This window comes from Rhodococcus sp. ARP2 (assembly GCF_001029585.1).
GTDB classification, from domain to species: domain Bacteria; phylum Actinomycetota; class Actinomycetes; order Mycobacteriales; family Mycobacteriaceae; genus Rhodococcus_F; species Rhodococcus_F erythropolis.
Genome location: NZ_LEKE01000056.1, coordinates 31,650 through 55,372 on the forward strand (window position 1 = coordinate 31,650; position 23,723 = coordinate 55,372).

Annotated in this window: 21 protein-coding genes; 13 read left to right on the top strand and 8 right to left on the bottom strand. The window is 62.4% G+C overall.

Annotated elements, in window-relative coordinates; all coding sequences use genetic code 11:
- The first annotated feature begins 95 nt into the window (after window positions 1-95).
- Window positions 96-1,409 (top strand): sensor histidine kinase, encoded by a 1,314-nt coding sequence (locus tag ABX74_RS14695; RefSeq protein WP_223257921.1) that lies wholly within the window; start codon window positions 96-98, stop codon window positions 1,407-1,409.
- Window positions 1,406-2,068, top strand: a complete 663-nt coding sequence (locus ABX74_RS14700) for a response regulator transcription factor (RefSeq protein WP_019747064.1) — start codon at window positions 1,406-1,408, stop codon at window positions 2,066-2,068. The genes ABX74_RS14695 and ABX74_RS14700 overlap by 4 nt, the downstream gene beginning before the upstream one ends.
- A 97-nt stretch (window positions 2,069-2,165) precedes the next feature.
- On the opposite strand, the gene ABX74_RS14705 is transcribed toward ABX74_RS14700, so the two are convergent.
- A complete protein-coding gene (locus ABX74_RS14705) occupies window positions 2,166-3,098 on the bottom strand; it encodes a tyrosine-protein phosphatase (protein ID WP_020906368.1) in 933 nt (310 codons plus the stop codon).
- Window positions 3,099-3,348: 250 nt separating this feature from the next.
- Between ABX74_RS14705 and ABX74_RS14710 the strand changes: the two genes are divergently transcribed.
- The 3 genes from ABX74_RS14710 (at window position 3,349) to ABX74_RS14720 (ending at window position 7,543) form a co-directional block, all read left to right on the top strand.
- Window positions 3,349-4,383, top strand: coding sequence for an ABC transporter substrate-binding protein (locus ABX74_RS14710; RefSeq protein ID WP_020906369.1), 1,035 nt, complete (start codon window positions 3,349-3,351; stop codon window positions 4,381-4,383).
- 155 nt (window positions 4,384-4,538) lie between these two features.
- A complete protein-coding gene (locus ABX74_RS14715; protein WP_019747067.1) occupies window positions 4,539-5,432 on the top strand; it encodes a phosphoribosylaminoimidazolesuccinocarboxamide synthase in 894 nt (297 codons plus the stop codon).
- Window positions 5,429-7,543: a S9 family peptidase gene (locus ABX74_RS14720; protein ID WP_019747068.1), complete on the top strand. Its 2,115-nt coding sequence runs from the start codon at window positions 5,429-5,431 to the stop codon at window positions 7,541-7,543. Before ABX74_RS14715 ends, ABX74_RS14720 begins: the two co-directional genes overlap by 4 nt.
- A gap of 12 nt (window positions 7,544-7,555) precedes the next feature.
- Here ABX74_RS14720 and ABX74_RS14725 read toward each other — a convergent pair whose 3' ends face one another.
- Together ABX74_RS14725 and ABX74_RS14730 are read right to left on the bottom strand one after the other, a co-directional pair.
- Window positions 7,556-8,245 (bottom strand): response regulator, encoded by a 690-nt coding sequence (locus ABX74_RS14725; RefSeq protein WP_003945570.1) that lies wholly within the window; start codon window positions 8,243-8,245, stop codon window positions 7,556-7,558.
- Complete coding sequence (locus tag ABX74_RS14730; protein WP_019747069.1) at window positions 8,242-9,828, bottom strand: sensor histidine kinase; 1,587 nt, start codon at window positions 9,826-9,828, stop codon at window positions 8,242-8,244. The genes ABX74_RS14725 and ABX74_RS14730 overlap by 4 nt, the downstream gene beginning before the upstream one ends.
- 119 nt (window positions 9,829-9,947) lie before the next feature.
- On the opposite strand from ABX74_RS14730, the gene ABX74_RS14735 reads away from it, so the two are divergent.
- Complete coding sequence (locus tag ABX74_RS14735) at window positions 9,948-11,360, top strand: C4-dicarboxylate transporter DctA (RefSeq protein WP_003945501.1); 1,413 nt, start codon at window positions 9,948-9,950, stop codon at window positions 11,358-11,360.
- Window positions 11,361-11,491: 131 nt separating this feature from the next.
- Here ABX74_RS14735 and ABX74_RS14740 read toward each other — a convergent pair whose 3' ends face one another.
- From ABX74_RS14740 to ABX74_RS14750, 3 genes are all read right to left on the bottom strand, one after another.
- Entirely contained in the window at window positions 11,492-12,715 is a 1,224-nt protein-coding gene (locus tag ABX74_RS14740) for an acyl-CoA dehydrogenase family protein (RefSeq protein WP_019747070.1), read from the bottom strand.
- Window positions 12,712-13,989, bottom strand: coding sequence for an acyl-CoA dehydrogenase family protein (locus tag ABX74_RS14745; RefSeq protein ID WP_020968556.1), 1,278 nt, complete (start codon window positions 13,987-13,989; stop codon window positions 12,712-12,714). Before ABX74_RS14745 ends, ABX74_RS14740 begins: the two co-directional genes overlap by 4 nt.
- A 125-nt stretch (window positions 13,990-14,114) precedes the next feature.
- Complete coding sequence (locus ABX74_RS14750; RefSeq protein ID WP_223257922.1) at window positions 14,115-15,095, bottom strand: sucrase ferredoxin; 981 nt, start codon at window positions 15,093-15,095, stop codon at window positions 14,115-14,117.
- Window positions 15,096-15,217: 122 nt separating this feature from the next.
- Here ABX74_RS14750 and ABX74_RS14755 point away from each other — a divergent pair, with 122 nt between their 5' ends.
- The 4 genes from ABX74_RS14755 to ABX74_RS14770 all read left to right on the top strand — a co-directional run bounded on the left by ABX74_RS14755 (window position 15,218) and on the right by ABX74_RS14770 (window position 19,098).
- Window positions 15,218-16,156 carry an ABC transporter substrate-binding protein gene (locus ABX74_RS14755; RefSeq protein WP_047889109.1) on the top strand — a complete coding sequence of 313 codons (939 nt, stop codon included), beginning with the start codon at window positions 15,218-15,220 and terminating at the stop codon, window positions 16,154-16,156.
- Between the two features lie 47 nt (window positions 16,157-16,203).
- Window positions 16,204-16,701 (top strand): glutathione peroxidase, encoded by a 498-nt coding sequence (locus ABX74_RS14760; protein ID WP_003945816.1) that lies wholly within the window; start codon window positions 16,204-16,206, stop codon window positions 16,699-16,701.
- Between the two features lie 94 nt (window positions 16,702-16,795).
- Window positions 16,796-17,500, top strand: a complete 705-nt coding sequence (locus tag ABX74_RS14765; protein WP_047889110.1) for a DUF2334 domain-containing protein — start codon at window positions 16,796-16,798, stop codon at window positions 17,498-17,500.
- A gap of 227 nt (window positions 17,501-17,727) precedes the next feature.
- Window positions 17,728-19,098, top strand: a complete 1,371-nt coding sequence (locus ABX74_RS14770; RefSeq protein ID WP_047889111.1) for an Ig-like domain-containing protein — start codon at window positions 17,728-17,730, stop codon at window positions 19,096-19,098.
- A gap of 8 nt (window positions 19,099-19,106) precedes the next feature.
- Here ABX74_RS14770 and ABX74_RS14775 read toward each other — a convergent pair whose 3' ends face one another.
- Window positions 19,107-19,754, bottom strand: a complete 648-nt coding sequence (locus ABX74_RS14775; RefSeq protein ID WP_037132300.1) for an MBL fold metallo-hydrolase — start codon at window positions 19,752-19,754, stop codon at window positions 19,107-19,109.
- Window positions 19,755-19,919: 165 nt separating this feature from the next.
- Here ABX74_RS14775 and purS point away from each other — a divergent pair, with 165 nt between their 5' ends.
- Both purS and purQ read left to right on the top strand, forming a co-directional pair.
- A complete protein-coding gene (gene purS, locus ABX74_RS14780; RefSeq protein ID WP_003945817.1) occupies window positions 19,920-20,159 on the top strand; it encodes a phosphoribosylformylglycinamidine synthase subunit PurS in 240 nt (79 codons plus the stop codon).
- Window positions 20,156-20,833 carry a phosphoribosylformylglycinamidine synthase subunit PurQ gene (purQ, locus tag ABX74_RS14785; RefSeq protein WP_003945887.1) on the top strand — a complete coding sequence of 226 codons (678 nt, stop codon included), beginning with the start codon at window positions 20,156-20,158 and terminating at the stop codon, window positions 20,831-20,833. Before purS ends, purQ begins: the two co-directional genes overlap by 4 nt.
- Window positions 20,834-20,912: 79 nt before the next feature.
- Here the strand turns inward: purQ and ABX74_RS14790 are convergent, their stop codons facing one another.
- Window positions 20,913-22,133, bottom strand: a complete 1,221-nt coding sequence (locus tag ABX74_RS14790; protein WP_003945423.1) for a pyridoxal phosphate-dependent aminotransferase — start codon at window positions 22,131-22,133, stop codon at window positions 20,913-20,915.
- A gap of 138 nt (window positions 22,134-22,271) precedes the next feature.
- Between ABX74_RS14790 and ABX74_RS14795 the strand changes: the two genes are divergently transcribed.
- A complete protein-coding gene (locus ABX74_RS14795; RefSeq protein WP_019747079.1) occupies window positions 22,272-23,678 on the top strand; it encodes a PLP-dependent aminotransferase family protein in 1,407 nt (468 codons plus the stop codon).
- Window positions 23,679-23,723 lie beyond the last annotated feature (45 nt).

The window sequence follows — 23,723 nt, forward strand, 5'->3', positions numbered from 1 at the left end:
CTTTCACCCCGAACTAGTCCTTTGGTTGTAGTCGAGAATCGAACATTCCCTTCACGTTCGTCGAATGTGGGACCAAGTGGTGCGCGCATGCCACCATGAACGTCAATCATCGGATGCGGAATGGGGAGTGGATGTTCGACTCGGCTGGTCAGAATGTCTCGGGGCAAGCCCTGGCATCGCGAGGGTGGGGACGTTTCAACCTGAACAACCCGGCCACGGCGGCCGTGATCGTCGGCCTGCTGAGTGTGCCGTGGGTGTTCGGTCTCGCCAGTCTCAAGACTGAACCCGAGACGAGCAATCGAGTGCTGAGCGATCCGGGAACCGTCGTCGGCATCATGGGTTTCCTGACGGTGTTGACCGTTGTGGCGTGTGCGCGCCGGCGGTACCCGATCGCGTACTACCTCCTGACGTTGGCAGGATCCGGCGGATTGATGCTCTTCCTCGGCAGTCGATCGCTGGGGGCCACGCCGCTTTTCTGGTTCGCGATCATGGCAGTGTCCATCCGGGTGAGCGGCATGCGTCTGGTCGGACTGCTGGTCCTCGGAATGGCGATGGACGTGATCTTGGCGATGTATCTCACCGAGCGGGACGGGCTGACGGTCGCAGAGGTTCAGGTGGGGGAGTTGCCCCACCTGTTCCTCGAGCCGGCGGCAAACACCGTCACGAGTTTTCTGGTCGTCGCCGCCATGGGAAAGATCGTCGCGCGTCTGCGAAAGCAAGCAATGGAGAACAGTCAGGCGGTAGCGGATCTGCACCGGGACCGCGAACGCAAGATCGCGAATGCCGTTGTCGCCGAACGGCAGGACATGGCACGTGAGTTGCACGACGTCGCGGCTCACCACATGACCGGCATGATCATCCAGGCCCGTGCCGCCGACAAGTTCTTCTCGAGCAATCCCGAACAAGCGCAAGCCCTCCTGGGCGGCGTCATCGAGCAGGGGCAGCGGGCCCTCAACAGCTTGCGGCAGATCGTGGGGATCCTCCGTCTGGGTGAGGAAGACCCCGATTTCCCGACGCCCATGGTCTCCGACATCGACGAGTTGGTGGACGACTGCAGGCGCACCATCTCGTCGATCTCGCTCGAGAAGGTCGGCCGCTTCGACGACCTGGACAGCGGAGTCCAGTTGACGTGCTACCGCATCGTCCAGGAGGCGTTGTCGAACGTCCTTCGCCATGCGCCGGGTAGCGAGTCCAAGGTATGTCTGAGCCGAGAAGCCGGTGCGGTGAGAGTCCGGGTGATCAATACGCTCGGGAATGCTCGTCCGTCCTCCGACGGGCAAAACCTCGGAATTGTGGGAATGCGCGAACGCGCGACGCTCATGGGTGGTCAACTGGACGCCGGACCGAATTCGGAAGGTGAGTGGGCTGTGCAGGCACTGGTGCCGGTGAACGGGAGGATCAACGCATGATCGACGTCCTTATTGCAGACGACCAGCAGGTGGTACGGCAGGGGTTCGAACTGTTTCTCTCCGGTCACCCCGAGATTCGCGTCGTCGGGCATGCCAAGACGGGAGTCGAGGCGTACGAGCAGGTGCGTGCACTGCGTCCGGACGTCGTACTGATGGATATCCGAATGCCTCACGGTGACGGATTGACCGCGACCAGGGAGGTCCTTGCCGAGTTTCCGGCGACCCGCGTCGTCGTGATCACCACGTTCGATCTCGACGAGTACGTTTTCGAGGCGCTCGACAGTGGCGCCGCAGGGTTCCTGCTCAAAGACGCCGATCCCGAGGAGCTCTCGTCGGCAGTGCTGACCGTGGCCGAGGGTGGTTCGGTGCTCTCTCCGAGATTGACGTCGAGACTGATCGTGGAGTTCGCGAGGCGCAAACCGGCACCGATGTCCACGGCGCGCTCCGGATCGGATCACGGTCTCAGCGCGCGTGAAATGGATGTGGTGCAGTTGCTGTCACAAGGCTTGGGAAACAACGACATCGCAGATTCCCTCAGCCTCGAGCAGAGCACGGTGAAGTCGCACATCAGCAACATCTGCAAGAAGCTGCAGGTGCGCACCCGTGTGCAGATCGTCATCTGGGCGTACCGAAACAACGTGATCGCCGTATCGCGCTGACGCACGGGACGCTGCGGCGCATCCGGCACGGCACGGGCAGAGAAATTCCACGTGCCCCGGGTTCGACCCCTCGTCGAACCCGGGGCAGCTGGGTCGCTCAGCCCAGCAGTTTGGCTTTGAGCGTCATGACGGTCGCCGGACTCAGACCCAAGCCCTCGGTCAGGTAACGATCGACCGACCCGTAGGTCTGGTCCAACTGGGCGAGGCCGGCATCGAGATAGCTTGCCTCGACACCCAACAGGGGCTCCATGTTGACGGCCATCTGTTCGCCCAGGCTCGCCGCGATGCCCGCGCGCGTGGCCTTCATGCCTTCGGCTGTGTATTCGTTGGTCAGCAAGTAGTCGTTCATGATCACCGAGCGGTCGACACCGGCGATGCTCAGCAGCAGAAACGACGTCCAGCCGGTGCGGTCTTTACCTGCAGTGCAATGGAAGACCTGTGCGCCTTCGGTTTCCGCGAGGCCCGTGAGCAACTGTGCGAACCCGGCTCGCTCCGTCGCTCCGGTGACGAAGGCGCGGTTCATGTCCTGCATCATCGATCGTGAGTCCTCGGGGGACTTGATCTTCGCGACCATCTCGGCGATGTTCCCGGACAGGATCGGAATGTTCTCGTACGCAACCCCGTCGGGCAGGACATCCGGCTTGCTGGCGATCTCGGGTTCCGTGCGCAGATCGTAAACCTTTGTCAGTCCCAGCTTTTCGAGAATGCTCATGTCATCGCCCTTGGGCGTGATCGCGTTCGCGCGGTAGAAGACTCCCTTGTTCACGGGCAGACCGAGAGTTCCCGAGTATCCGGCGCCGGTGCCTGCGACGTCGCGGAAATTGTCGATCCCGGTCAGCCGCGGAGCATCTGGGGTTTGCTCGGCACTGCCGAAGTTGCTGGATCCGAAATCCAGTGAGCCGAACTGTGGAGCCGAGGGGGCAGGTTCGGCGTGCGCGATCGAGGCGCCGAAACCGGTGATGAGAAAGCTGCTGGTCAACGCAATGGCCGCGGCAGACCGTAGCGAGCACGTGCGCGTGGATCGGGACATGTGTAAGCCCTTCGTCGAGCGGAGAGAGTGGCTGGTCGATGAGGTATCGCGAAGGCAAGGTAGCGAGTTCGCGTGTCCGATTCGAGAGGAATCTTGCTTTGCTCCCTCTCAGTGGGAGGCGTGCTGCTGTGAGCGTGAGTGACTCGGGAGGCGCAGTTCATTCCTCGAGACCTGTGTTTGTGTAAAGGTCCAGTGCCCTGATATTGGTTAGCCTCACCAAATCAATTCCGGAGCAGTCCGGTGCGTTCAGATGGAGTTCAACATGCGGGTTCAAGGTCTGTCGTGGTTTCGCCGCGCAGTGGTGATCGGCGCAGCAGCTGCGCTGGCGGTCGGCGTCGCCGGCTGCAGCAACTCCGAGGAGGCGTCGTCCGAATCGTCGACGACAGCCGCGAGCTCGCAGACCCGTGTCTTCGAGGCACAGAACGGATCCATCGAGATCCCGAGCGACCCGCAGCGGATCGTGGCCTGCGGATACGCAGTTCTGCCGCTGATTCAGGCGGGAGCGAACCTGGCAGCAGTATGTGAGTGGACCCGTGAACTCGGCAACATGGACGACAAGACCAAGGCCGCTTACGAAGCTCTGCCGAAGGTCGCGCCCGACGGCAACGTCTCCCAGCTCAACTACGAGGGAATCGTCGCTGCCGAGCCCGATCTGATCATCATGGGTGTTCCCGCTCGTGTCGAAAGCCAGCTGGACATGGCGCAGCTCAAGGCGGCCGCTCCCGTCGTCTTCCTGGGACCGACGGTTCCTGCTGATTGGCGAGTGCTGGGCGAGCAGTTCGCCGATGCCGCGAATGTCTCCGACACCTACGGCGAGTTCAAGGACGACTACGACGCCAAAACCGCCGAACTGGCCGCGAAGTACAAGGACAAGCTCGGCTCGCTGACCTTCGGCGGCGTGTGCAACGTCTGCAAGCCCGAGGCCGGCACCTTCTCACGCGAGTACGCGTCTTCGTACACGACCAATCTCTTCGACGGACTCGGACTGCAGTTCCCCGGCACCCCCGCAGACCCCGCCGACATCCACGTCGAACAGGTATCCATCGAGAAGATCGGCGAAAATCTCGGAAATGTCGACGTGATCGTCTACGGCCTCAACGCCGACGGCTCGATGTCTCCGCAGTTGCAGGAGCTGGTCAATTCCGAGCTGTGGAAGGAATTGCCCGCAGTGAAGGCCGGCAACGTCGTCCAGGTCCAGCATTCGCTGGCCGCGACCTATCAGACGGCTCTTCTGACGCTGGATTCGATCGACGAGGGCCTGTCGAAGCTGCCCGCAAACCAGTAGTTCATCGACTGTGACGGTGGCCTCTCGCCTGCTGGCGAGGGGCCACCTGCATATCCGGATGAGCAGGGCGGACAGCTCTCCGAACGGCGAGGACGCTCACCTGTCCCGGCTACCGGGGTTCTGTACGAACTGCGAACGCCCGATAGGGTGACCGGGTGCGTCCTACACTTGATTCCTACACTCATCTGGCCGGTGGCAAGGTCCGTGACCTTTACACGATCGACGACGAGCATCTGCTGCTTGTCGCGAGTGATCGGATCTCGGCCTACGACCACGTGCTCAGCACGCCGATCCCGGACAAGGGTCGCGTGCTCACCGCGATGAGCGTGTTCTTCTTCAACGTCCTCGGTGGCACTAACCACCTGGCCGGCGAGCCCGACGACGATCGCATCCCGGAAGAGGTTCTCGGCCGCGCTCTCGTGGTGCGCTCCCTCGACATGGTTCCCGTCGAATGCGTCGTTCGTGGCTTCCTCACCGGCTCCGGCCTGGTCGACTACAACAACACCGGCGCAGTGTGCGGCGTCGCGTTGCCCGAGGGCCTCGTCGAGGCGTCGCGGCTGCCCGACCCGATCTTCACCCCGGCGTCCAAGGCAGCTCTCGGGGATCACGACGAGAACATCAGCTTCGATCAGGTAGTGGAGAAGGTCGGCCAGAAGCTGGCAGTGCAGCTTCGCGAGGACACTCTCGACGTTTATGCCCGCGCCTCCAACTTCGCGGCCGATCGCGGAATCATCCTTGCGGACACCAAGCTCGAATTCGGTCTCGACTCCGGTGGAAACCTCGTGCTCGCCGACGAGGTGCTCACCCCCGACTCGTCGCGCTACTGGCCTCTCGAAGGCTACGAAGCGGGCAAGGTGCAGCCCAGTTTCGACAAGCAGTTCGTGCGCGACTGGCTCACGAGCCCCGAATCCGGCTGGGACCGTAGCTCGGACACGACACCGCCGCCGTTGCCGCAGGAGATCGTCGACGCGACTCGGGCACGCTACATCGAGGCGTACGAGCGCATTTCCGGTCTGTCCTTCGACGATTGGGTCGGTCCCAGCGCATGAGCCTGATCCCGCCGGTCGCAAAGAAGGTCCCCGCCGAACGTACCCATCACGGACACACGTTCGTCGATGACTACGAGTGGCTGCGGGACAAGGACAACGCCGAGGTCGTCGCATACCTCGAAGCCGAAAACGCGTACACCGACGAGCAGACGGCCGCGCTCGAGCCGTTGCGCGAGAAGATCTTCCAGGAGATCAAGTCGCGGACGCAGGAAACCGACATGTCGGTGCCCACTCGCATGGGTAAGTGGTGGTACTACTCGCGCAGCGTGGAAGGCAAGTCGTACACCGTCCAGTGCCGGTGCCCCATCGCCGGTGAAGACGACTGGACTCCGCCCAACCTGACGCCCGGCGTCGAGCTGGCCGGCGAGCAGATCCTCATGGACGGCAACGTCGAAGCCGAAGGGCACGAGTTCTTTTCGCTCGGCGCGTTCTCCATCAGCGAGGACGGCACGTTGCTCGCGTACTCGGTGGACATCGTCGGCGACGAGCGGTACACCTTGCGGTTCAAGAACCTCGAGACCGGTGAGATGCTCGCCGACGAGATTCCCGATACCGCGCCTGGCGCCACCTGGGCGATCGACCACAGTCACGTCTTCTACATGACGGTCGACGATTCCTGGCGTCCGGACACCGTGTGGCGTCACAAGCTGGGAACGCCGCAGAGTCAAGATGTTTCGGTGTTCCACGAGCCCGACGAGCGGTACTGGGTTTCGGTGGGGTCTACCCGCAGTGAGAAGTACCTGATGATCTGGGTCGGTTCCAAGGTGACCAGCGAAGGCTGGATGCTGGAATCGGCGAACCCGGAAGGCGACTTCCGCGTCATCATCCCGCGTCGCGAGGGCGTCGAGTACGGCGCTGAACACGCGGTGATCGGGGGAGAGGACCGCTTCCTGATCCTCCACAACGACGTCGTGGACGGAGTCAAGGCCGAGAACTTCGTGTTGGTGGAAGCTCCCGTGTCGGATCCGACGAACATGACGACGCTGATCGAGCACAGCGCAGACGTTCGTCTGGAAGAAGCCGAAGCTTTTGCCGGACACCTCGTCCTGAGCTACCGCCGCGAGGCGCTCACTCGGGTTGCCGTGTGGCCGTTGACGGATGACGGCTACGGCGAGCGTCACGAAATCGACTTCGACGAAGAACTCTTCAGCATCGGTATGGGGTCCAACCCGGAATGGGCGCAGCCCACCATCCGACTCGGCTTCACGTCGTTCATCACTCCCGGGCAGGTGTACGACTACTACGTCGCCAGTGGTGAACTGGCACTGCGCAAGTCGCAGCCTGTTCTCGGTGACTTCGATGCGAGTAATTACGAGCAGCGTCGCGACTGGGCAGTGGCCGACGACGGAACCCGCATTCCGCTCTCGATCGTGAGGCGCGTAGGTGCGCCGGAAGGTCCCGCGCCGCTGCTGTTGTACGGCTACGGTTCCTACGAGGCGAGCATCGACCCGTCGTTCTCGGTTGCCCGCTTGTCGTTGCTCGATCGCGGCGTCGTCTTCGTGGTCGCACACGTGCGCGGCGGCGGCGAGATGGGTCGTCACTGGTACGAAAACGGCAAGACGCTCACGAAGAAGAATACCTTCACCGATTTTGTCTCGTGCGCAAAGCATTTGATCGACACCGGTGTCACGGCGGCCGATCGGATGGTTGCCGACGGCGGTAGTGCGGGTGGATTGCTGATGGGGGCTGTCGCCAATCTCGCTCCGGAACTGTTTGCCGGCATTCTCGCCAATGTTCCGTTTGTCGACCCGCTGACGTCGATTCTCGATCCGTCGCTACCGTTGACGGTCATCGAGTGGGACGAATGGGGAGATCCGCTGCACAACAAGGACGTCTACGACTACATGCGCTCGTACAGCCCGTACGAGAACGTGGAAGCCAAGGACTATCCCGCCATTCTTGCGATCACGAGCATCAACGACACCCGTGTTCTGTACGTGGAGCCGGCCAAGTGGGTCGCAAAACTGCGCGCCACCAAGACCGGTGATGCTCCGCTACTTCTCAAGACCGAGATGAGCGCCGGACACGGCGGTGTCAGCGGTCGGTACGAGAAGTGGAAAGAGGTCGCATTCGAGTTCGCCTGGGTTCTCGACACGGTTGGCGCAAACTAGCTTCTGTGTCAATCAGGTTCTGCGGTAACGAACCTGAGGGCGCCCAGCGCGCCCGTACTCGGTCTCCCGGGTGAGCATGCCGTCGTCTGCCAGCTTTTCCAGGTAGCGCCAGGCCGTCACCCGGGACACGCCGACCGATGCTGCCACCTCTGCAGCGGTCACCGGTCCTTCAGAATCCCGGACAGACGCTGCGACGAGTCCGAGTGTTTGAGACGCAAAGCCTTTCGGTGCCGCTGCGCGATCGTCGGACGTTCGTAGTGCGGACATCGCGCGGTCGATGTCGTGCTGACTGACCGCAGACTCGCCAGCGGGAAGTGCTGCACGATATTCGAGGTAGCGCTCGAGCTTGTCGCGGAATGCTGCGAAAGTGAACGGCTTGAGAAGATAGAGGACGATCCCGCGAGCCACGGCGCTTCGGACCACCTCCAGATCGCGCGCCGAGGTAACCGCGATGATGTCCGGACTGGGCCGCAACCCGCCGAGGGCGGAAGCCACGTCGAGACCGCTGGCGTCGGGCAACCCGATGTCGAGCAGGACCAGGTCGATGGGCTGGTCGGTGGCATTGGCCGCCGTAACTGCACGCACGGCGGCGTTCCCGGAATGAACCACGCCGTGGACCACGAATTCCGGCACACGCTCGACGTACGAACGGTGCGCCTGGGCGATCAACGGTTCGTCGTCGACTATCAGTACACGGATCATCGCGGTGCTTCCGCCTCGCGCAGCGGGATACGGACAACCAGCATGGAGCCCATCGCCGGCTCGCTGGTGAGCGTGCCGCCGTGCCGTTTCACGACTTGAGAGACCAGTGCGAGACCGAGTCCGCGAGAGCCGGATTTTGTGGAGTAGCCACGGCCCTTGGCCTTTTCGAGTGCTTCGGGTGTCATTCCCGGGCCGCTGTCGGCGACGGCAACAACCATCATCGAATCCTCTTCCATTACCGTCACTTCCACCCACGGAGACTCGCTCGCGCGCGATGCGTCAATAGCATTGTCCACGAGATTGCCGACCAGCGTGACCAACTCGCGTGCATTGAGCGAAGGAACCGGACCGAGCGCGGTGTCTTCCGTGATGGTCAGGTCGACCCCGCGTTCGGTCGCTTCGCTCATTTTCCCGAGCAGTAGTGCGGCCAGCGCCGGCTCGTGGACCGCATTCATCAGACGATCGATCAGCTGTTGGGACACCCGCAATTCGTTGGTGGCGAAGGCCACTGCGTCCTCGTTTCGCCCCAACTCGACCATCGTGATGATCGTGTGCAGACGATTTGCACTCTCGTGGGCTTGCGATCGAAGCGACTCGGCAAAACTACGTACCGAATCCAATTCCCCGAGTACGTTCTGCAGTTCGGTGTGATCGCGAATTGTCAGCACGGTGCCAATTCTGTTGCCCTCCCACTCAACCGGGTGTTGGTTGACCACCAGCACACGCTTGTCGGTGAGGTGCACTTGATCCTTCGCGGGAGAGGCGTCGTCGACCCGCATGGTCTCGGGGATGGATGAAAGTGGCACGGGCCCGTCCGGTAGATCGAGGAGGCGACGTGCTTCGTCGTTGACGATGTCCACTCTCGCGTCTTTGCTTCGGCCTTGCCCGATCACCACCAAACCCTCACCGATGCTGTGCAGTACGGCGTCGTGGTGCTCGTACATGGTGCGCAGTTCGTCCGGAGCCATTCCCAGGGTCTGTCGCCTGATGCGTCGGCTCACCAGAAGTGAACTCAGGAGGGCGGCAAGAAGACCGCCGCCGGCAACGAACAGGATGACCGGAACGCTTTGGGCGAACTGCTTGCTGATCTGCTCGCGGGTGACACCGGCAGAAACCAGACCGACCAGGGTTCCGCCGGAATCGTAGACAGGAGTGACTGCGCGGATCGACGGCCCCAGCGACCCGGCGTACGTCTCCGTGAAGGTCACGCCGGCGAGTGCGCGGTCAATGTTTCCGTTGAACAGTTGACCGATCAGCTCCGGGCTCGTGTGGGTGAACCGAGTGCGATCCGGCGCCATCACCACGATGAAATCGACGCCGGTTGCCTGTCGGATCTTCTCGGTCTGTGGTTGCAGAATCGCGGTCGGGTCCGGACTCGTCAGGGCGGCCGCCGTCGAATCCGACAGGGCGAGAGTCTGCGCTATCGAGCTCACCTGCCTGCGGATCGCGTCGTCGCTGTCTCGGCGTTCGTCGACAACTGCGAGCGCGGCCCCCACGCCGATGACCAGCGCCAACAACGCCAATTGCAGGAGCAGGATCTGCCTGGCGACGCTCATACGTCGGCCGGTCTTTCGTTCGACCATCGAGCGCCTCCTGAACGTAATGAACACAAACTTCCGGGCCCACCTGTTTGCAACAAGAATTCTCCACGACTCGAAGTGATCCCGATCACTTCACAGATATCCGATCCAAAGGACACCCCATGAGCAGCACGGCAACAGGGACAGTAGACGGTTCCCCACAGCCCGAGGGCACCAAGGCAAAGCGCGACAAGACGCATTGGCTCTACATGAGCGTCATTGTCGCGGTTATCGGCGGCATCCTCGTCGGTTGGCTCGCACCCGAGTTCGGTAAGTCCGTCGGTGTACTCGGCACGTTGTTCGTCAGCCTGATCAAGATGATGATCAGCCCGGTCATCTTCTGCACCATCGTGCTCGGCATCGGCTCGGTTCGAGCTGCGGCCAAGGTCGGCAAGGTCGGCGGCCTCGCACTCGCCTACTTCATCGGGATGTCCACCATCGCACTCGCGATCGGCCTGGGCGTCGGCAACCTGCTCAACCCGGGCAGCGGCCTGAACATCACGCCCAACGCGGCCTCCGTGGCCAAGCTTGCAGATCAGGCCCACAGCGCGGGCGGTACCTGGGACTTCATCGCGTCCATCATTCCGACGTCGATGCTGTCCTCCCTCACCGCCGGCAGCGTGCTGCAGACTCTGTTCGTCGCCCTTCTGGTCGGCTTCGCGATCCAGTCGCTCGGCAAGTCGGGTGAGCCGATTCTCAAGGCCGTCGGATACATCCAGAAGCTCGTGTTCAAGATCCTGACGATGATTCTCTGGCTCGCCCCGATCGGTGCTTTCGGCGCCATCGCCAGCGTCGTCGGCCAGACCGGTTTGAACGCCGTCGTCCAGCTCGGAACCCTGATGATCGGCTTCTACCTGACCTGCCTGATCTTCGTCTTCGGTGTTCTCGGAACGCTGCTGCGCGCGGTCACCGGATTCAACATCTTCAAGCTGGTCAAGTACTTGGCCCGTGAGTACCTGCTCATCTTCGCCACGTCGTCCTCCGAATCGGCACTGCCGCGTCTGATCGCCAAGATGGAGCACGTAGGCGTCGAGCGCACCACGGTGGGCATCGTCGTTCCCACCGGCTACTCGTTCAACCTCGACGGCACCGCGATCTACCTGACGATGGCCTCGATCTTCATCGCCGACGCCATGGGACAGCCGCTCGCATTCGGTGAACAGCTCTCGCTGCTGGTGTTCATGATCATCGCCTCCAAGGGCGCTGCGGGAGTCAGCGGCGCCGGTCTGGCCACGCTGGCCGGTGGACTGCAGAGTCATCGCCCCGAGCTTCTCGACGGCGTCGGACTCATCGTCGGAATCGACCGCTTCATGTCGGAAGCGCGAGCGATCACCAACTTCTCGGGCAATGCGGTCGCGACTCTCCTGGTCGGCGCGTGGACCAAGACGATCGACAAGGAACGCGTCATCGAGGTGCTCGACGGGAAGATTCCGTTCAACGAAGCCACGATGCTCGACGACGAGGACGAAGAAGAGCAGCACAAACTCGAAACGGCTCCGACCGGCACCAAGCAGTCATTTGTGAGCCATCACTAGATACTTCCGCTCTGCTGAACGTTTGACCGCACAGCAGGCGCGGAACCCGATCTACGATCAGTGATCCTGGTCGTAACGATGAAAGAGACCGCCGCACTAACCGTGCGACGGTCTCTTTCTGTTCGTGGGTGCTATGTGTACCAGGTGGGTTCGGGAATCTCGCCGGTCAGAAAACGACTACCGACTTCACGGCGCTTGTACGCGAGCGGATCGTGAAGGGTATGCGTCCGGATGTTGCGCCAGTAGATATCCAGGCCGACATCGTTGGACGTGGCTCTGGCACCGGTCAGTTCGAAGATCTTGTTGCTGATCTCCAAGGAGACGTCGGCGGCGCGAAGTTTTGCGGCCGCAATGCGTACGGCGAGGTCGCCGCGAGCCTGCTCGGTGAGGTTTTCGCGAGCGTCGTGGAGCACGGCGTCGGCCTCACGGCTGACCTGATCCACGAAGGCCTCCGCTGCCCACAGCTTCGATTGCAAGTCGCCGTAGCCCTCACGGAGGTACCACTCGTCGGTTGCGATTTCGCGGTTGTCACCGCCGTACGGCCATGGACGCGTACGGGTTCGGGTGTACTCGGCCGCAGTGTCCAGTGCGCCACGGGCGATCCCGAGGTAGAAGTTCGCGAACACGATCTCGATCGCGGGGAAGTTCAGGGTGTTGTAGACCAGAGGTTGGAATTCCTTGTCGACAAAGCCTGCCGCACTTGCCCAGTCGACCTCGACGTCGTTGATCTCGACACTGCCCGAATCGGTGAGGCGCTGCCCGAGGTTGTCCCAATCGCCGCGGAAGACTATGCCGTCCTGAGCAGTCGGCACGATAGCGAACACATGCGTCGCAGTTCCGTCGATGATTCCTTCGAGCACCGTGAGGTCGGTGACTCGTCCGCCGGTGGAAAACGACTTCACACCGTTGAATACCAGGGTGTCTCCGCGATCCACGACGGTGAGGTCGGTGTCTCGAGGGTTCACCGCGCCGCCGAAGAAGAATCGGTTGCTCGTGTACAGCTCCTCGACAGCGGAGATCTGCGGATCGGTTCCGACCAATCTGGCTGCCCATGCCCACAGGTAGTGATACCCGAGCAGTTGCCCGATCGAGCCGTCGGCGCGCGCGATCTCCCGAACCACCTTGTAGGCGGTCTCCCATCGCTGCCCACCGCCGCCGAACTCGATCGGACCCAGCAGTGTCACCAGACCACTGTCCTTGAGCAGCTGAACTTCTCGGAACGGTGGTTCGCCGGCTCGGTCGCGGGCGAGCGCGTCGACGGCAAGGACGTTGCTCACCTCGCGAGCGCGGTCGATCCAGCCTTCGGATGTGTCGGGAACGCCGACGAAGACTTCGGTTTCACTGGTCACGGTCATGCCTGTACATCCTTTTCGGTCGGTGCAGTCCCGATGGCCCACACGTAAATCGGTTCGGTTCCGTTGATTTCGTAGTCGCCGACAACTTTGGATTTGAAGACGACCGGATTATGACTGGCCACGGTGCGCGCGTTGCGCCAGAACCGATCGAGATCGAGGTCGCGGCTCACTCCGGAAGCGCCGAGTGCGTCGAAGATCTTGGCCGTGGCTGGAACGACGAGTCCGATCGAGGCGACTTGCCCTCGCCCCGAATCGATTTCGGCTGCGATGTTGGCGGCTTTCTCTTCCTCCGGCGAGCCGGAGAATGCGGCTTCGTATGCCCATTGGGACGACTGTGCTGCGTGCAGCGCCACGGCCTCGGCTGCAAAGGCAGCCGAGGACACCTCGCCGACAACTTGCTGGATCTGCGAATCCTGCGCGTATCTCGGAGCGTTGCCGTGACTGAAGGTTCGAGTACGAGAGGCGACTCGACGAGAGATCTCGGTTGTCGCAGCCTTGGCGATGCCGGCGAGAGTGGCGAGGTGGAAAAGTTGGTAGAACGCGGTCTGGTATTTGAAGCGCGTCGAGAAGTCGAAGATGTTCTCCGGCTGGACTATTGCGTTCTCGTAGACGGACGAGCCGGAGCCAGTCGTCTGCTGGCCGAACCCGTTCCAGTCGTCACTGTGTGTGACACCGGGTTGTCTTGCTTCGACTGCGGCGATCACGAATGCGCCGGTGTCGGTGCGCTGCGAGTACAGGTCGATCCAGTCGGCGAAAATGGAACCCGTGCTGTAGAACTTTGCCCCGTTCGCCAGGAAGTGGTCGGAATCGGGTGCGGGCGAGACCTTGGTGTTGGCTTCGCCCAATGCAACGTCGCCGATTTCGGTCCACGCGTTGCCGACCAACTGTCCCTCCGCGAAGCGTCGGAGCCAGGTGTCACGCTCAGGCCCGGGGTCGGCGACCAGTCGGTCTTCGACAAACGCGAAATGACCGCGCAGTGCCTGGGTGATGTTGGAATCGGCGCTCGACAACTCGACTAGTAACCGGATCAATTGCGGGATGCTCGCGCCGGATCCACCGTGTGTTGTCGGCACCCGAACGGCGCCGAAGCCTGCTTTCTTGAGTGCGTCGATCTGTTGGAAGGGAAGCACGTGATCGCGTTCGCGTTCGACGACGGCTTGTGCGATGTCCGCGAAGATCGGACGGAATTTTGCTGCCAGTGTTTCGTAGTCGACCTCACTCTTGATCGGATCTGCAGACCGGGAAACGGCATTCGGCGTCAGTGCGGTGGTCATGGGATGAATGCAAGCTGTAATCACCAGGGGCGTCGATCCTTCATCGCGACCTGATTCGAAGTGTTGTCAGTCCGCGCAAATCTCGGTTCGATGGCCTGCCGGGCAGTTGGGCCGGAATCGAATGGTCAGTGCGATTGCTCGTGAAGGTGTTCTACGATCCATCCGTTCCATTCGACAGTTCCTCCGGAACCACAATTGTGTCGGAACGGCTGCCCTGGAGAGCCGGGTCGAACGACCACGCGAAAGTCTCTCGCCTCCAATCGAAGATCGACAGTCGTATGTTCTCCGTCGACGCTCTCGGCGACACTCTCGAGTGCGTCCGTCGCGACGATGCCGGTAACGCGTCGGACTGCGTGTTCGGCGGCCTGAGCGGCCTGTGACAGTGCCGCTCGGCCGCGCAGGTGCAGCAGCTCCAATTCTCCGGCTTGGTATTTTTCGGCTGCATCGATTGCGGAGTTGCCGTCCAGTCGGCTGAAATAGACTGCGGCGGGCCACGCAATCATGTTGGCCGCGAAACGATCTCCGCCGATGTGACTGCATTCCCACACATCTGCGATCTGTGCCGCGTTCAGTGCCGACACGACCGGGCGACCGAGTTCCGCGCAGCACGCATCCTTCTTTCCATGTGTGCAGACCGCGAAGAGCGGTTCCGTGCGGGAGCGGCCGAAGTCGGGTTCCACACCGGTGGCCATCGATTCGAACGGCAGTACCGACAGGTCCTCGTATCGGTCGACCGACCCTTCCCGCATCCACTGACGTGTGCCGTCCGTCCAGGCGAGTACGCACGTCGGGGTGAGGGCTCGGCGGTTGCGGGTCCGCCGGATCACCACGACACGGATACGGCCCTGCGCTGCGTAGATTTTTTCGGTGAGCGCGACGGGGAGAATGTCGTCAGGGGCGGACGCCGGCCAGGGGCCGGGGTGCTCGATCAATACCCACAGATGTGTCATTCCGGCGCGACCGACCATCGGTTCGCCGGCGGTCGACGACTGCCGTGTACAGGCGTGAGGGCGTCGACTGGTTTGCGGATTGGCGACAAATTCCGAAAGGCACTGCATAGATCCTTTCCCCAGGACACCGTCGCTGTGGCAGGGGAGGGAAGACATGATGAGGCTCCAGTCTCGTAGGTTAGGCTCACCAGACTATTGGATGGTGAATCCTTTGCTCAGCCGTGGTGAATGCGCGTGGCTGTGACGGTCGGAAGCAGTCGGTAACAGGAGTGTTGGGAATGAAACGCAGTAACTCGCGGGCGAAGTACGTGCTGGGTGGTTTCGTCCTCGCCGCCATCGTGGCAACGACAACGGCGTGTGGCAGTGACGACAAGACGGATACCGGCAGTCAGTCTGCCGACACCGTGCACGCGATCACCCACGCCCGCGGAACCACCGACGTACCGACGGATCCACAGCGAGTTGTCGTGCTCGAGCCGGTTCAGCTCGACACGTCGGTAGCGCTGGGCGTGATTCCCGTGGGCACCGCGGTACTCAGCGAGACGACCGGCGTTCCGGCGTACCTCGGTGAGAAGGCGGCGGAGATCGAGATGGTCGGAACCGTCGCGGCACCGAACCTCGAGAAGATCGTCGCACTGAGCCCGGACCTGATCATCGGAACGGAATCGCGGCACGGTGATATGTACGAGCAGCTCGCTGCCATCGCGCCGACCGTCTACATGGCAACTCAGACCGATCCGTGGCAGGACAACGTCCAGTTCGTCGCAGAGGCGTTGAACAAGACCGATCAGGCAGGTGAACTGCTCGGTGACTACACGGCACGCTGCGAGGAAGTGGCGAGCAAGCACAGCACCGAGGGCAAGACCGCTCAGCTGATCCGCCCACGCGACGACGTTCTGACGCTGTACGGACCCACGTCGTTTGCCGGAAGCACTCTCGAATGTGCTGGACTCACGATTCCCGCACGCGACTGGGAGAACTCGATCTCCGTCGACCTCTCCCCGGAATTCGTCTCCGGAGCCAACGCCGACCTCATCCTGGTCACCTCCGCGAAACCGGCCGATGCCGGCACGATGCCGAAGGCCGTGGCAGACAACGCCGGATTCTTCCCGAACCCGCATCTGGTGGACATGTCCTACTGGATCACCGGCGTCGGACCGCTCGGCGGCCTCACCGTTCTGGACGACCTCGATCGCATTCTCGGAGCGTCGAATTAGCAGTGCGCGAAGGAGCAGTGCGGGAGAGAGTCGCTAAGTTGGAGCCTATGACAACTCCAGTACAGAACATCGCGATCAACACCCTCGGTGGCGTGCCCACCTCTTTGGGTGAATACGACGGCCGCGCCGTCCTCGTGGTCAACGTCGCGTCCAAGTGTGGACTGACCCCGCAGTACTCGGCGCTCGAGAAGCTGGCCAGCGAGTACGCCGATCGCGGTCTGACCGTGATCGGTATCCCGTGCAACCAGTTCATGGGGCAGGAACCGGGTACCGCCGAAGAGATCGAGACGTTCTGCTCCACTACCTACGGCGTCACGTTCCCGCTTCTCGAGAAGATCGAGGTGAACGGCGAAAACCAGCATCCGCTGTACGCCGAGCTCACCAAGGCGGCCGACGCCGAAGGCGCTGCGGGAGACATTCAGTGGAACTTCGAGAAGTTCCTGATCGGACCGGACGGCACCGTCGTCAACCGCTTCCGTCCGCGGACCGAGCCTGACGCACCCGAGGTTGTCGCCGCGATCGAAGCTGCGCTTCCCAAGAACTAGAGGCTCCCAAGAACCAGTAGGTGCGCTGAAAACTGCCGCCGGATGATCATCCGGCGGCAGTGTGCTGTTCACCCACAGCTGCCACTATCGGAGTATGTCCGCAGAACTGATCGTGTCGGTATCCGGAATCAGAGACGAGACATGTTATCTCGCTGCCGGATTCGCAGACGAGATGGACGCCCGTGGTGTCCGCTTGTCGCTCCTGGTGGCGCCGCGACTGAAGGACAAATACCGACTGGCCGACGACGCGGTGACGACGGCTTGGCTGCGTGAGCGTCGCGAGCACGGCGATGCCATCGTTCTGCACGGCTACGACCAGGCCGCGACCAAGCGTCGCCGAGCCGAGTTCGCCACTCTGTCGAAGCACGAAGCGAAACTGCGACTACTCGCTGCGGACCGCGTTCTCGAGCATGCAGGCCTTCGGACGCGGGCGTTCGCACCGCCGCGCTGGGTGGCATCGCCCGGTGCCATGTCGGTGTTGCCGGAGACGGGCTTTCGCACGATGGCAGGCCTCGGGGCAGTACATGATCTGACCCGCGGAACCTTGCAACGGGGAAGGGTTTTCGGGATCGGCGAAGGCTTCAAGGCCGAGCCGTGGTGGTGTCGCGCATTGGTTCTCGGAGCCGGGCGTGCCGCCAAACGTGGGGGACTGGTCAGATTGTCGATCACGGCCAAGCAGTTGGGAAACGAGGGCCCACGTCAGGCCGTCCTCGACGCCGTCGACCTTGCCCTCTTCCACGAAGCCGACTCGCAGGTGTATCGGTGGAACTCCCCGTCTCAGGAGCTCGGCGCTGCCTGAATTCGGCAGGTGGCAACTATTTGATAGCTACGAGACTATGTCATCTGTCCGGGTTGTCCGAGCGGGCAGACTCTTCGCGTTTCTCCACTTCCTTGCTGGTAGTAGTGCAGAGTGGGTCAAAATCGCATAAAACGGACGTTCAATTAGAGCGCTGGGTCAGCCAACTCTCCCACTGCTAGAGTGCGTGCAGTTAATCTGCCGCTAGTAGATGGGATCGGAATCTCGCCATGCGCACGAGAGTGTTCTCCAAGTCGGCCGAGGGTCTTTTCGCCGTGGCTGTGGGCGCAGTAGTCTGTGCTGCGTTCGTTCCGGCGCTCGCGTCTGCCGCTCCGACCGGCGCGGTTCACACGCTGCCGTCGGGCAGTGTCGACGGCGGGTCGAGCGGATCGAGCGATGGCGTCCGCACCGCAACCGTCGACGATGAAGGTGAGCAACTCACACTGCGCCTTCACAAGATGAACCTGCGGGGATCCGAGTTCTCGATGGCTGTACAAGACAGCGACGGAGAGCTGACCGACGCGGTGATCCCGGCGCCCCGTTCGTACATCGGCAGCGTGGAAGGGCGTCCGGACGCAATCGTCTCGGCCATCGTCGACTCCGCCGGAACACTGCGCGGGCAGGTGATTTTCGATCGTGGTGTTTCGATAGAGTTCGTCGGATCCGAGGTGGTCGGTCGCAGCACGGCGCCGATCGACGCAAAACCCAAGTGGCCCACCGCGGCCATTGCGCCGGCCTCGGCCGCAAGGGTCGGCAAGACGGTCAAGCAGTTCGTGGTGGGACTGGACCTCAGTGGCGAGTGGTACTCCGCGCACGGCGCAGGCAGTCCCGCCGTCGCTCTGGATCGGGCCGAGGAATCAATGGCCCGCACCGCTGCCATCTGGATCAGAGACGTCGGGATTCGGCCGGTCCTCGGTCGAGTTGTCCTTCGGGCAGATTCCGCCAGCGATCCGTATTCGAGCAGTTGTGAAAATCTCGAGCAGTTGGAAGATCTGTGGTCCGATCAGGTCGGGTCGAGCGTCGATCAGGCGACCGTCGTGTGCGCATCCGGTGGCGGAAATGCCTACTACTCGAAGTTCGAACTCGACCACAGCTACGCGCATGTCGGTGCCGAATCCGACGGCAACTTCAGCCGCGTTCTCCGCCACGAGTTGGGCCACAACTTCTATGCCGACGACTACCACGGCGGCGGAGCCGAGGGATCGACCATCATGAACGGTAACGACCTCTCGCGCTTCGACGGCACCGAATTCGCTGCCATCGTCGATGCGGCGGAGGTTGCCTCGGCTCGACTCGACGACGTCGGTCGGTACACGGCAAGCCCGATCCCGCCGTACGCCGCACTCGACACCGCGCGGGTCCGCTCAGGCGGCACAGTCACCGTCGACGCCGTCGCGAATGATCATGACAGCAACGGAGATTCGATCAAAGTGACCGGCGTCGGGGCGACGTCACTTCTCGGTGGCACCGTGAAGCTCGAAAACGGCGAAGTGGTGTTCGAAGCCGGAACGAAGGCAGGCACCGACAGGATTCTCTACACACTCACCGACGCAGCCGGTGGCACGAGCACCGGCTGGATCATCGTCGATGTGAGTGCGTGAGAACCGAATCAGGCGACTTCGACGCTCGACTCCTCGCCGAGAACTCGGAACTCGGTGCCGTCGGCAGCCATTTCCGAGTAGCGACCGTAGAAGATGCCTGCGGCCTCGTCGCGGATGATCGCTTGATGAATGGGAACCGCAACGCGCGGCGCCACCGCGCGGAGGTAGTCGATGGCCTCCGAGATCTTGAGCCACGGTGCGGCGGCGGGGAGGGCGAGAACGTCGATCTTTTGTTCGGGGACGTAGAGGGAATCGCCGGGATGCATGAACCGTGCCGGGTTGGTGGCGTCACCGAGGAGGAACGCGGTGTTGTCGATCATCGGTAGGTCCGGATGGATGATTGCGTGCTCTCCGCCCGTTCCGGTCACCTCGACGTCGCCGATGCTGAACCGGTCGCCCGGCCGGACGCCGGCCCAGCGCCCACCGAGCTTTTCAGCCGTCTGCGGATCGCTGTAGAGCACGGCGTCGGGATTCGCTTCGGCCAGTTCGGGCAGCCGCGCAGGGTCGGCGTGATCGGGGTGTTGATGTGTCACGAGGATGGCGTCGAGGCCGGTGATGCCTTCGAATCCGTGCGAGAAGTTGCCGGGATCGAAGAGGATCTTCGAGCCGTTCAACTCCACGAGCACACAGGAATGGCCAAAATGTGTCAGTCGCATGATTTCGAGTATGCGCCGCCCCGAAGGGACTCGCAGGCGGGTTTCACAGGTGGTGGCCGTCACGCCCCGATCACTCGATGCGAACCATCTCGGGTCCGCCCGGTAAACTGGCCATCACCCGAGCGTTTCACTCCGGGTTCGCGCACTAGTACCGAGGAGCAGCACGTGGCCCGTGTCGTCGTCGAAGTCATGCCCAAGGCCGAGATTCTCGACCCCCAGGGACAGGCAATTGTCGGGGCGCTGTCTCGCCTGGGCTTTGCAGGAGTATCCGATGTCCGTCAGGGCAAGCGGTTCGAGTTGGAGATCGACGGCAGTGTCGAAGACGCCGAACTCGAGAAGATCGCCGAAGGCCTGCTGGCCAACACGGTGATCGAGGATTGGACCGTCAGGCGAGTCGAGGCATGAGCGCACGTATCGGAGTAATCACTTTCCCCGGCACGCTCGACGACATCGACGCGGCTCGGGCAGTGAACCTGGCCGGCGGTGAAGCTGTCGAACTCTGGCACGGCGATGCAGACCTCAAGGGTGTCGACGCGGTCATCGTGCCCGGCGGATTCTCGTACGGCGATTACCTTCGTTGCGGCGCGATCGCACGTTTTGCTCCCGCGATGGGCAAGGTTGTGGAAGCAGCCAAGGGCGGCATGCCGGTCCTGGGCATCTGCAACGGTTTCCAGATCCTCTGCGAAGCAGGTTTGCTGCCCGGTGCCCTGACCCGTAACCAGGGTCTGCACTTCATCTGCCGCGACGAGTGGTTGACGGTCGAAGCCAACAACACGGCGTGGTCCTCGCGATACGAGGCCGGCGCGCAGATCCTCATCCCCCTCAAGTCGGGTGAAGGTCGCTTCCAGGCGTCCGAGAAGGTTCTCGACGAACTCGAGGGCGAAGGCCGCGTCGTCTTCCGTTACTCGGAGGAGAACCCCAACGGCTCGCAGCGTCGTATCGCCGGCATCTCCTCGGCCAACGGCCGGGTCGTCGGTTTGATGCCGCACCCCGAGCACGCCACCGAGGCTCTCACCGGTCCCAGTGACGACGGATTGGGCTTGTTCTACTCGGCCCTCGACGCGATCGTCACTGCCTGATCGCCTGCTGATTTTCACCACTGAACGCCGACCGGAAATCCGGTCGGCGTTCAGTCGTATGTGGGCCCGGTACCCAGGGCTACTGGCTGTAGGAACTGAGGAAGTTGCCGAGTCGCTCGAGTGCCGTCGAGAGATCGTCGGTGTTGGGGAGAGTCACCAACCGGAAGTGATCGGGTTCGATCCAATTGAACGCGCGGCCGTGGCTGACAAGAATCTTCTCCGATTCCAGTAGATCGAGAACGAACCTCTCGTCGTCGACGATGCCGAACTTGTCGACGTCGAGCTTGGGGAACAGGTACAGCGCCCCGTCGGCCTGTTGGCAACTGATCCCGTCGATGCTGTTGAGCGTGGTGTGTGCGAGATCGCGCTGGGCCGTCAGCCGACCTTGTGGAAGCAACAGGTCCTCGATGGACTGGCGTCCGCCGAGTGCAGTCTGGATAGCGTGCTGCGCCGGCACGTTGGCACACATTCGCATGTTGGCCAGCAATTTGATGCCTTCGATGAAGCTCGACGCCCGCTCGAGTGGTCCGGTGATGGCCAGCCATCCGGCTCGGAATCCGCACACGCGGTAGGCCTTGGACAGTCCCGAATACGTCAGACACAGAACGTCTCGCCCGGTCATCGTCGCAAGGTTTGTCATGGATCGGCCGTCGTAGACGATCTTTTCGTAGATCTCGTCGGCGAAGAGCATCAGATCGTGTTTGCGCGCTAGATCCACGAAGCGTTGCAGCACCTCCGTCGAGTAGACGGCGCCCGTCGGATTGTTGGGATTGATGACGACAATCCCTCGGGTGCGCGGCGTGATCCGAGCTTCCAGATCGTCGAAGTCCGGTGCCCAGCCTTGGCTTTCATCGGTGAGGTAGTGCACGGGCGTGCCGCCGGCAAGTGAAACCGAAGCCGTCCACAAGGGATAATCGGGAGCGGGAATCAGGATCTCGTCCTCTGGATTGCAGAGGGCCTGCATCGTCAGGGTGATCAGTTCGGACACACCGTTTCCGAGATAGATCTCGTCGACGGTGACGTCGGTGATACCCCGCGTCTGGTAGTACTGGACCACCGCAGTGCGCGCCGAATACAGTCCGCGAGAATCGCAATATCCCTGCGCGGTAGGGAGATTGCGGATCATGGCCATCATGATTTCGTCCGGAGCTTCGAACCCGAAGGGGGCCGGATTGCCGACGTTGAGTCGCAGGATCGTGTGTCCCTGATCCTCGAGTTCTTCGGTCTTGTCGAGAATTCGCCCTCTGATGTCGTACCTGACATTCTCGAGCTTGCGGGCCTGATCGATGGGTGTGTTCACGCGGTTACGTACCTCTCCGGTTCGGGTGGGTGAGTTGTGTTTCAGATGAGAAGGGCGCCTCAGGGTTCGGTCTGGAAACGGACATTGATTCGCGATAGCGCTGGCGGCGAAAGAAGAGTAGCGCTACTATTATTCGACATGTCCAATGATAGCAGTTCGAGGATTGTCGCAGCCTTGCGCGAATGGATCGCGACGGCTCCTCCAGGCGCGAAGCTTCCGTCCACTCGGTCGCTCGTGAGCCTGCACGGGGCGAGTCCGGTCACCGTGCAGAAGGCGCTGCGAACGCTGGTATCTCAGGGGGTGGTGGAGGCTCGTCCCGGTGTGGGGACCTTCGTACGCGCCGCACGCGTCGTGCGACCCAACGATTACGGGTGGCAGACCGCGGCGCTCGGATCGCCGAACTATCGTCTGCAGCTGCCTATTGCGCTGCAGTCCACCTCCAACGACGTGATCGCACTGCATTCCGGCTATCCGGCCCGAGAGCTGTTGCCCGAAGGGCTGGTTCGTGCAGCATTCACCAGAGCGACGCGAACCGACGCCGTGTTCAATCGGCCCCTCGCTGCCGGGCTTCCGGAACTGCAGTCCTGGTTTGCCTCCGAATTGGGTTCCGCAACTCCTGCCGGGATCACTCCGCCGGGGCCGAACGACGTGGTTGTACTTCCCGGCAGTCAGGGTGGGCTTGCGACGTCCTTCCGTGCGCTGGTGGGGGAGGGGCGTCCGTTGCTCATGGAATCGCCGACCTACTGGGGTGCGATCCTGGCTGCCGCCCAGGCCGGAGTCACGGTCATTCCGATCTCCAGCGGCGCCAACGGCCCTGATCCCGAAGAGCTTTCGCGTGCATTCGAACAGACCGGTGCCCGGGCGTTTTACGCACAACCGAGCTTCGCGAGCCCGACGGGAGCACTGTGGTCGCCGTCGTTGGCTGACAAGGTTCTCGACACCGTCCGTCGGCACGGCGCCTTCCTCATCGAGGACAGTTCGGCGCTCGACTTCGGAATCACCGCAGATCCCAGCCCCATTGCTGCACGCGACGACAGCGGACACGTCGTCTACCTTCGTGCACTGACCAAGAGCGTGTCGCCATCGGTGCGAGTTGCCGGATTAATCGCCCGAGGCCCGGCCTACGAGCGGATTCTTGCTGATACACAGGCAGATTCGATGTATGTCAGTGGGATGCTGCAAGCGGTAGCGCTCGACGTCGTGACTCAGCCGGCCTGGCGCACGCACTTGCGCCGGCTTCGTCACCAACTCGAGGCCAGACGCGACCTCCTCGTGTCGAGTCTGCGCGAGCATGCGCCGGACGCTCACCTCGACGCTGTACCGCAAGGCGGACTCAACCTCTGGCTTCGGCTCCCCGACACCACGAATCTCGAACGTGTCGTGCAGGACTGCCGGTCGGCCGGCGTCATCGTCGGGGCCGGTGACGATTGGTTCCCGGCAGAACCGACCGGAAAGTTCCTGCGGCTCAACTACGCCGGACCGAACCCGGGTGAGTTCCCCGACGCCGCCCGCATCATCGGCCGAGCAATCACACAACATATGTAGAACTTCACCTCGCTGGTGGTTGACCTGAACTTCCGTTGAGGTTTT

What these genes read in the sequence shown, in the direction of transcription:
- ABX74_RS14695 (WP_223257921.1), top strand. Translation starts at nt 96, where the DNA reads ATGAACGTCAATCATCGGATGCGGAATGGGGAGTGGATGTTCGACTCG.
- ABX74_RS14700 (WP_019747064.1), top strand. Translation starts at nt 1,406, where the DNA reads ATGATCGACGTCCTTATTGCAGACGACCAGCAGGTGGTACGGCAGGGG.
- ABX74_RS14705 (WP_020906368.1), bottom strand. Translation starts at nt 3,098, where the DNA reads ATGTCCCGATCCACGCGCACGTGCTCGCTACGGTCTGCCGCGGCCATT.
- ABX74_RS14710 (WP_020906369.1), top strand. Translation starts at nt 3,349, where the DNA reads ATGGAGTTCAACATGCGGGTTCAAGGTCTGTCGTGGTTTCGCCGCGCA.
- ABX74_RS14720 (WP_019747068.1), top strand. Translation starts at nt 5,429, where the DNA reads ATGAGCCTGATCCCGCCGGTCGCAAAGAAGGTCCCCGCCGAACGTACC.
- ABX74_RS14725 (WP_003945570.1), bottom strand. Translation starts at nt 8,245, where the DNA reads ATGATCCGTGTACTGATAGTCGACGACGAACCGTTGATCGCCCAGGCG.
- ABX74_RS14730 (WP_019747069.1), bottom strand. Translation starts at nt 9,828, where the DNA reads ATGGTCGAACGAAAGACCGGCCGACGTATGAGCGTCGCCAGGCAGATC.
- ABX74_RS14735 (WP_003945501.1), top strand. Translation starts at nt 9,948, where the DNA reads ATGAGCAGCACGGCAACAGGGACAGTAGACGGTTCCCCACAGCCCGAG.
- ABX74_RS14740 (WP_019747070.1), bottom strand. Translation starts at nt 12,715, where the DNA reads ATGACCGTGACCAGTGAAACCGAAGTCTTCGTCGGCGTTCCCGACACA.
- ABX74_RS14745 (WP_020968556.1), bottom strand. Translation starts at nt 13,989, where the DNA reads ATGACCACCGCACTGACGCCGAATGCCGTTTCCCGGTCTGCAGATCCG.
- ABX74_RS14750 (WP_223257922.1), bottom strand. Translation starts at nt 15,095, where the DNA reads ATGTCTTCCCTCCCCTGCCACAGCGACGGTGTCCTGGGGAAAGGATCT.
- ABX74_RS14755 (WP_047889109.1), top strand. Translation starts at nt 15,218, where the DNA reads ATGAAACGCAGTAACTCGCGGGCGAAGTACGTGCTGGGTGGTTTCGTC.
- ABX74_RS14760 (WP_003945816.1), top strand. Translation starts at nt 16,204, where the DNA reads ATGACAACTCCAGTACAGAACATCGCGATCAACACCCTCGGTGGCGTG.
- ABX74_RS14765 (WP_047889110.1), top strand. Translation starts at nt 16,796, where the DNA reads ATGTCCGCAGAACTGATCGTGTCGGTATCCGGAATCAGAGACGAGACA.
- ABX74_RS14770 (WP_047889111.1), top strand. Translation starts at nt 17,728, where the DNA reads ATGCGCACGAGAGTGTTCTCCAAGTCGGCCGAGGGTCTTTTCGCCGTG.
- ABX74_RS14775 (WP_037132300.1), bottom strand. Translation starts at nt 19,754, where the DNA reads ATGCGACTGACACATTTTGGCCATTCCTGTGTGCTCGTGGAGTTGAAC.
- purQ (WP_003945887.1), top strand. Translation starts at nt 20,156, where the DNA reads ATGAGCGCACGTATCGGAGTAATCACTTTCCCCGGCACGCTCGACGAC.
- ABX74_RS14795 (WP_019747079.1), top strand. Translation starts at nt 22,272, where the DNA reads ATGTCCAATGATAGCAGTTCGAGGATTGTCGCAGCCTTGCGCGAATGG.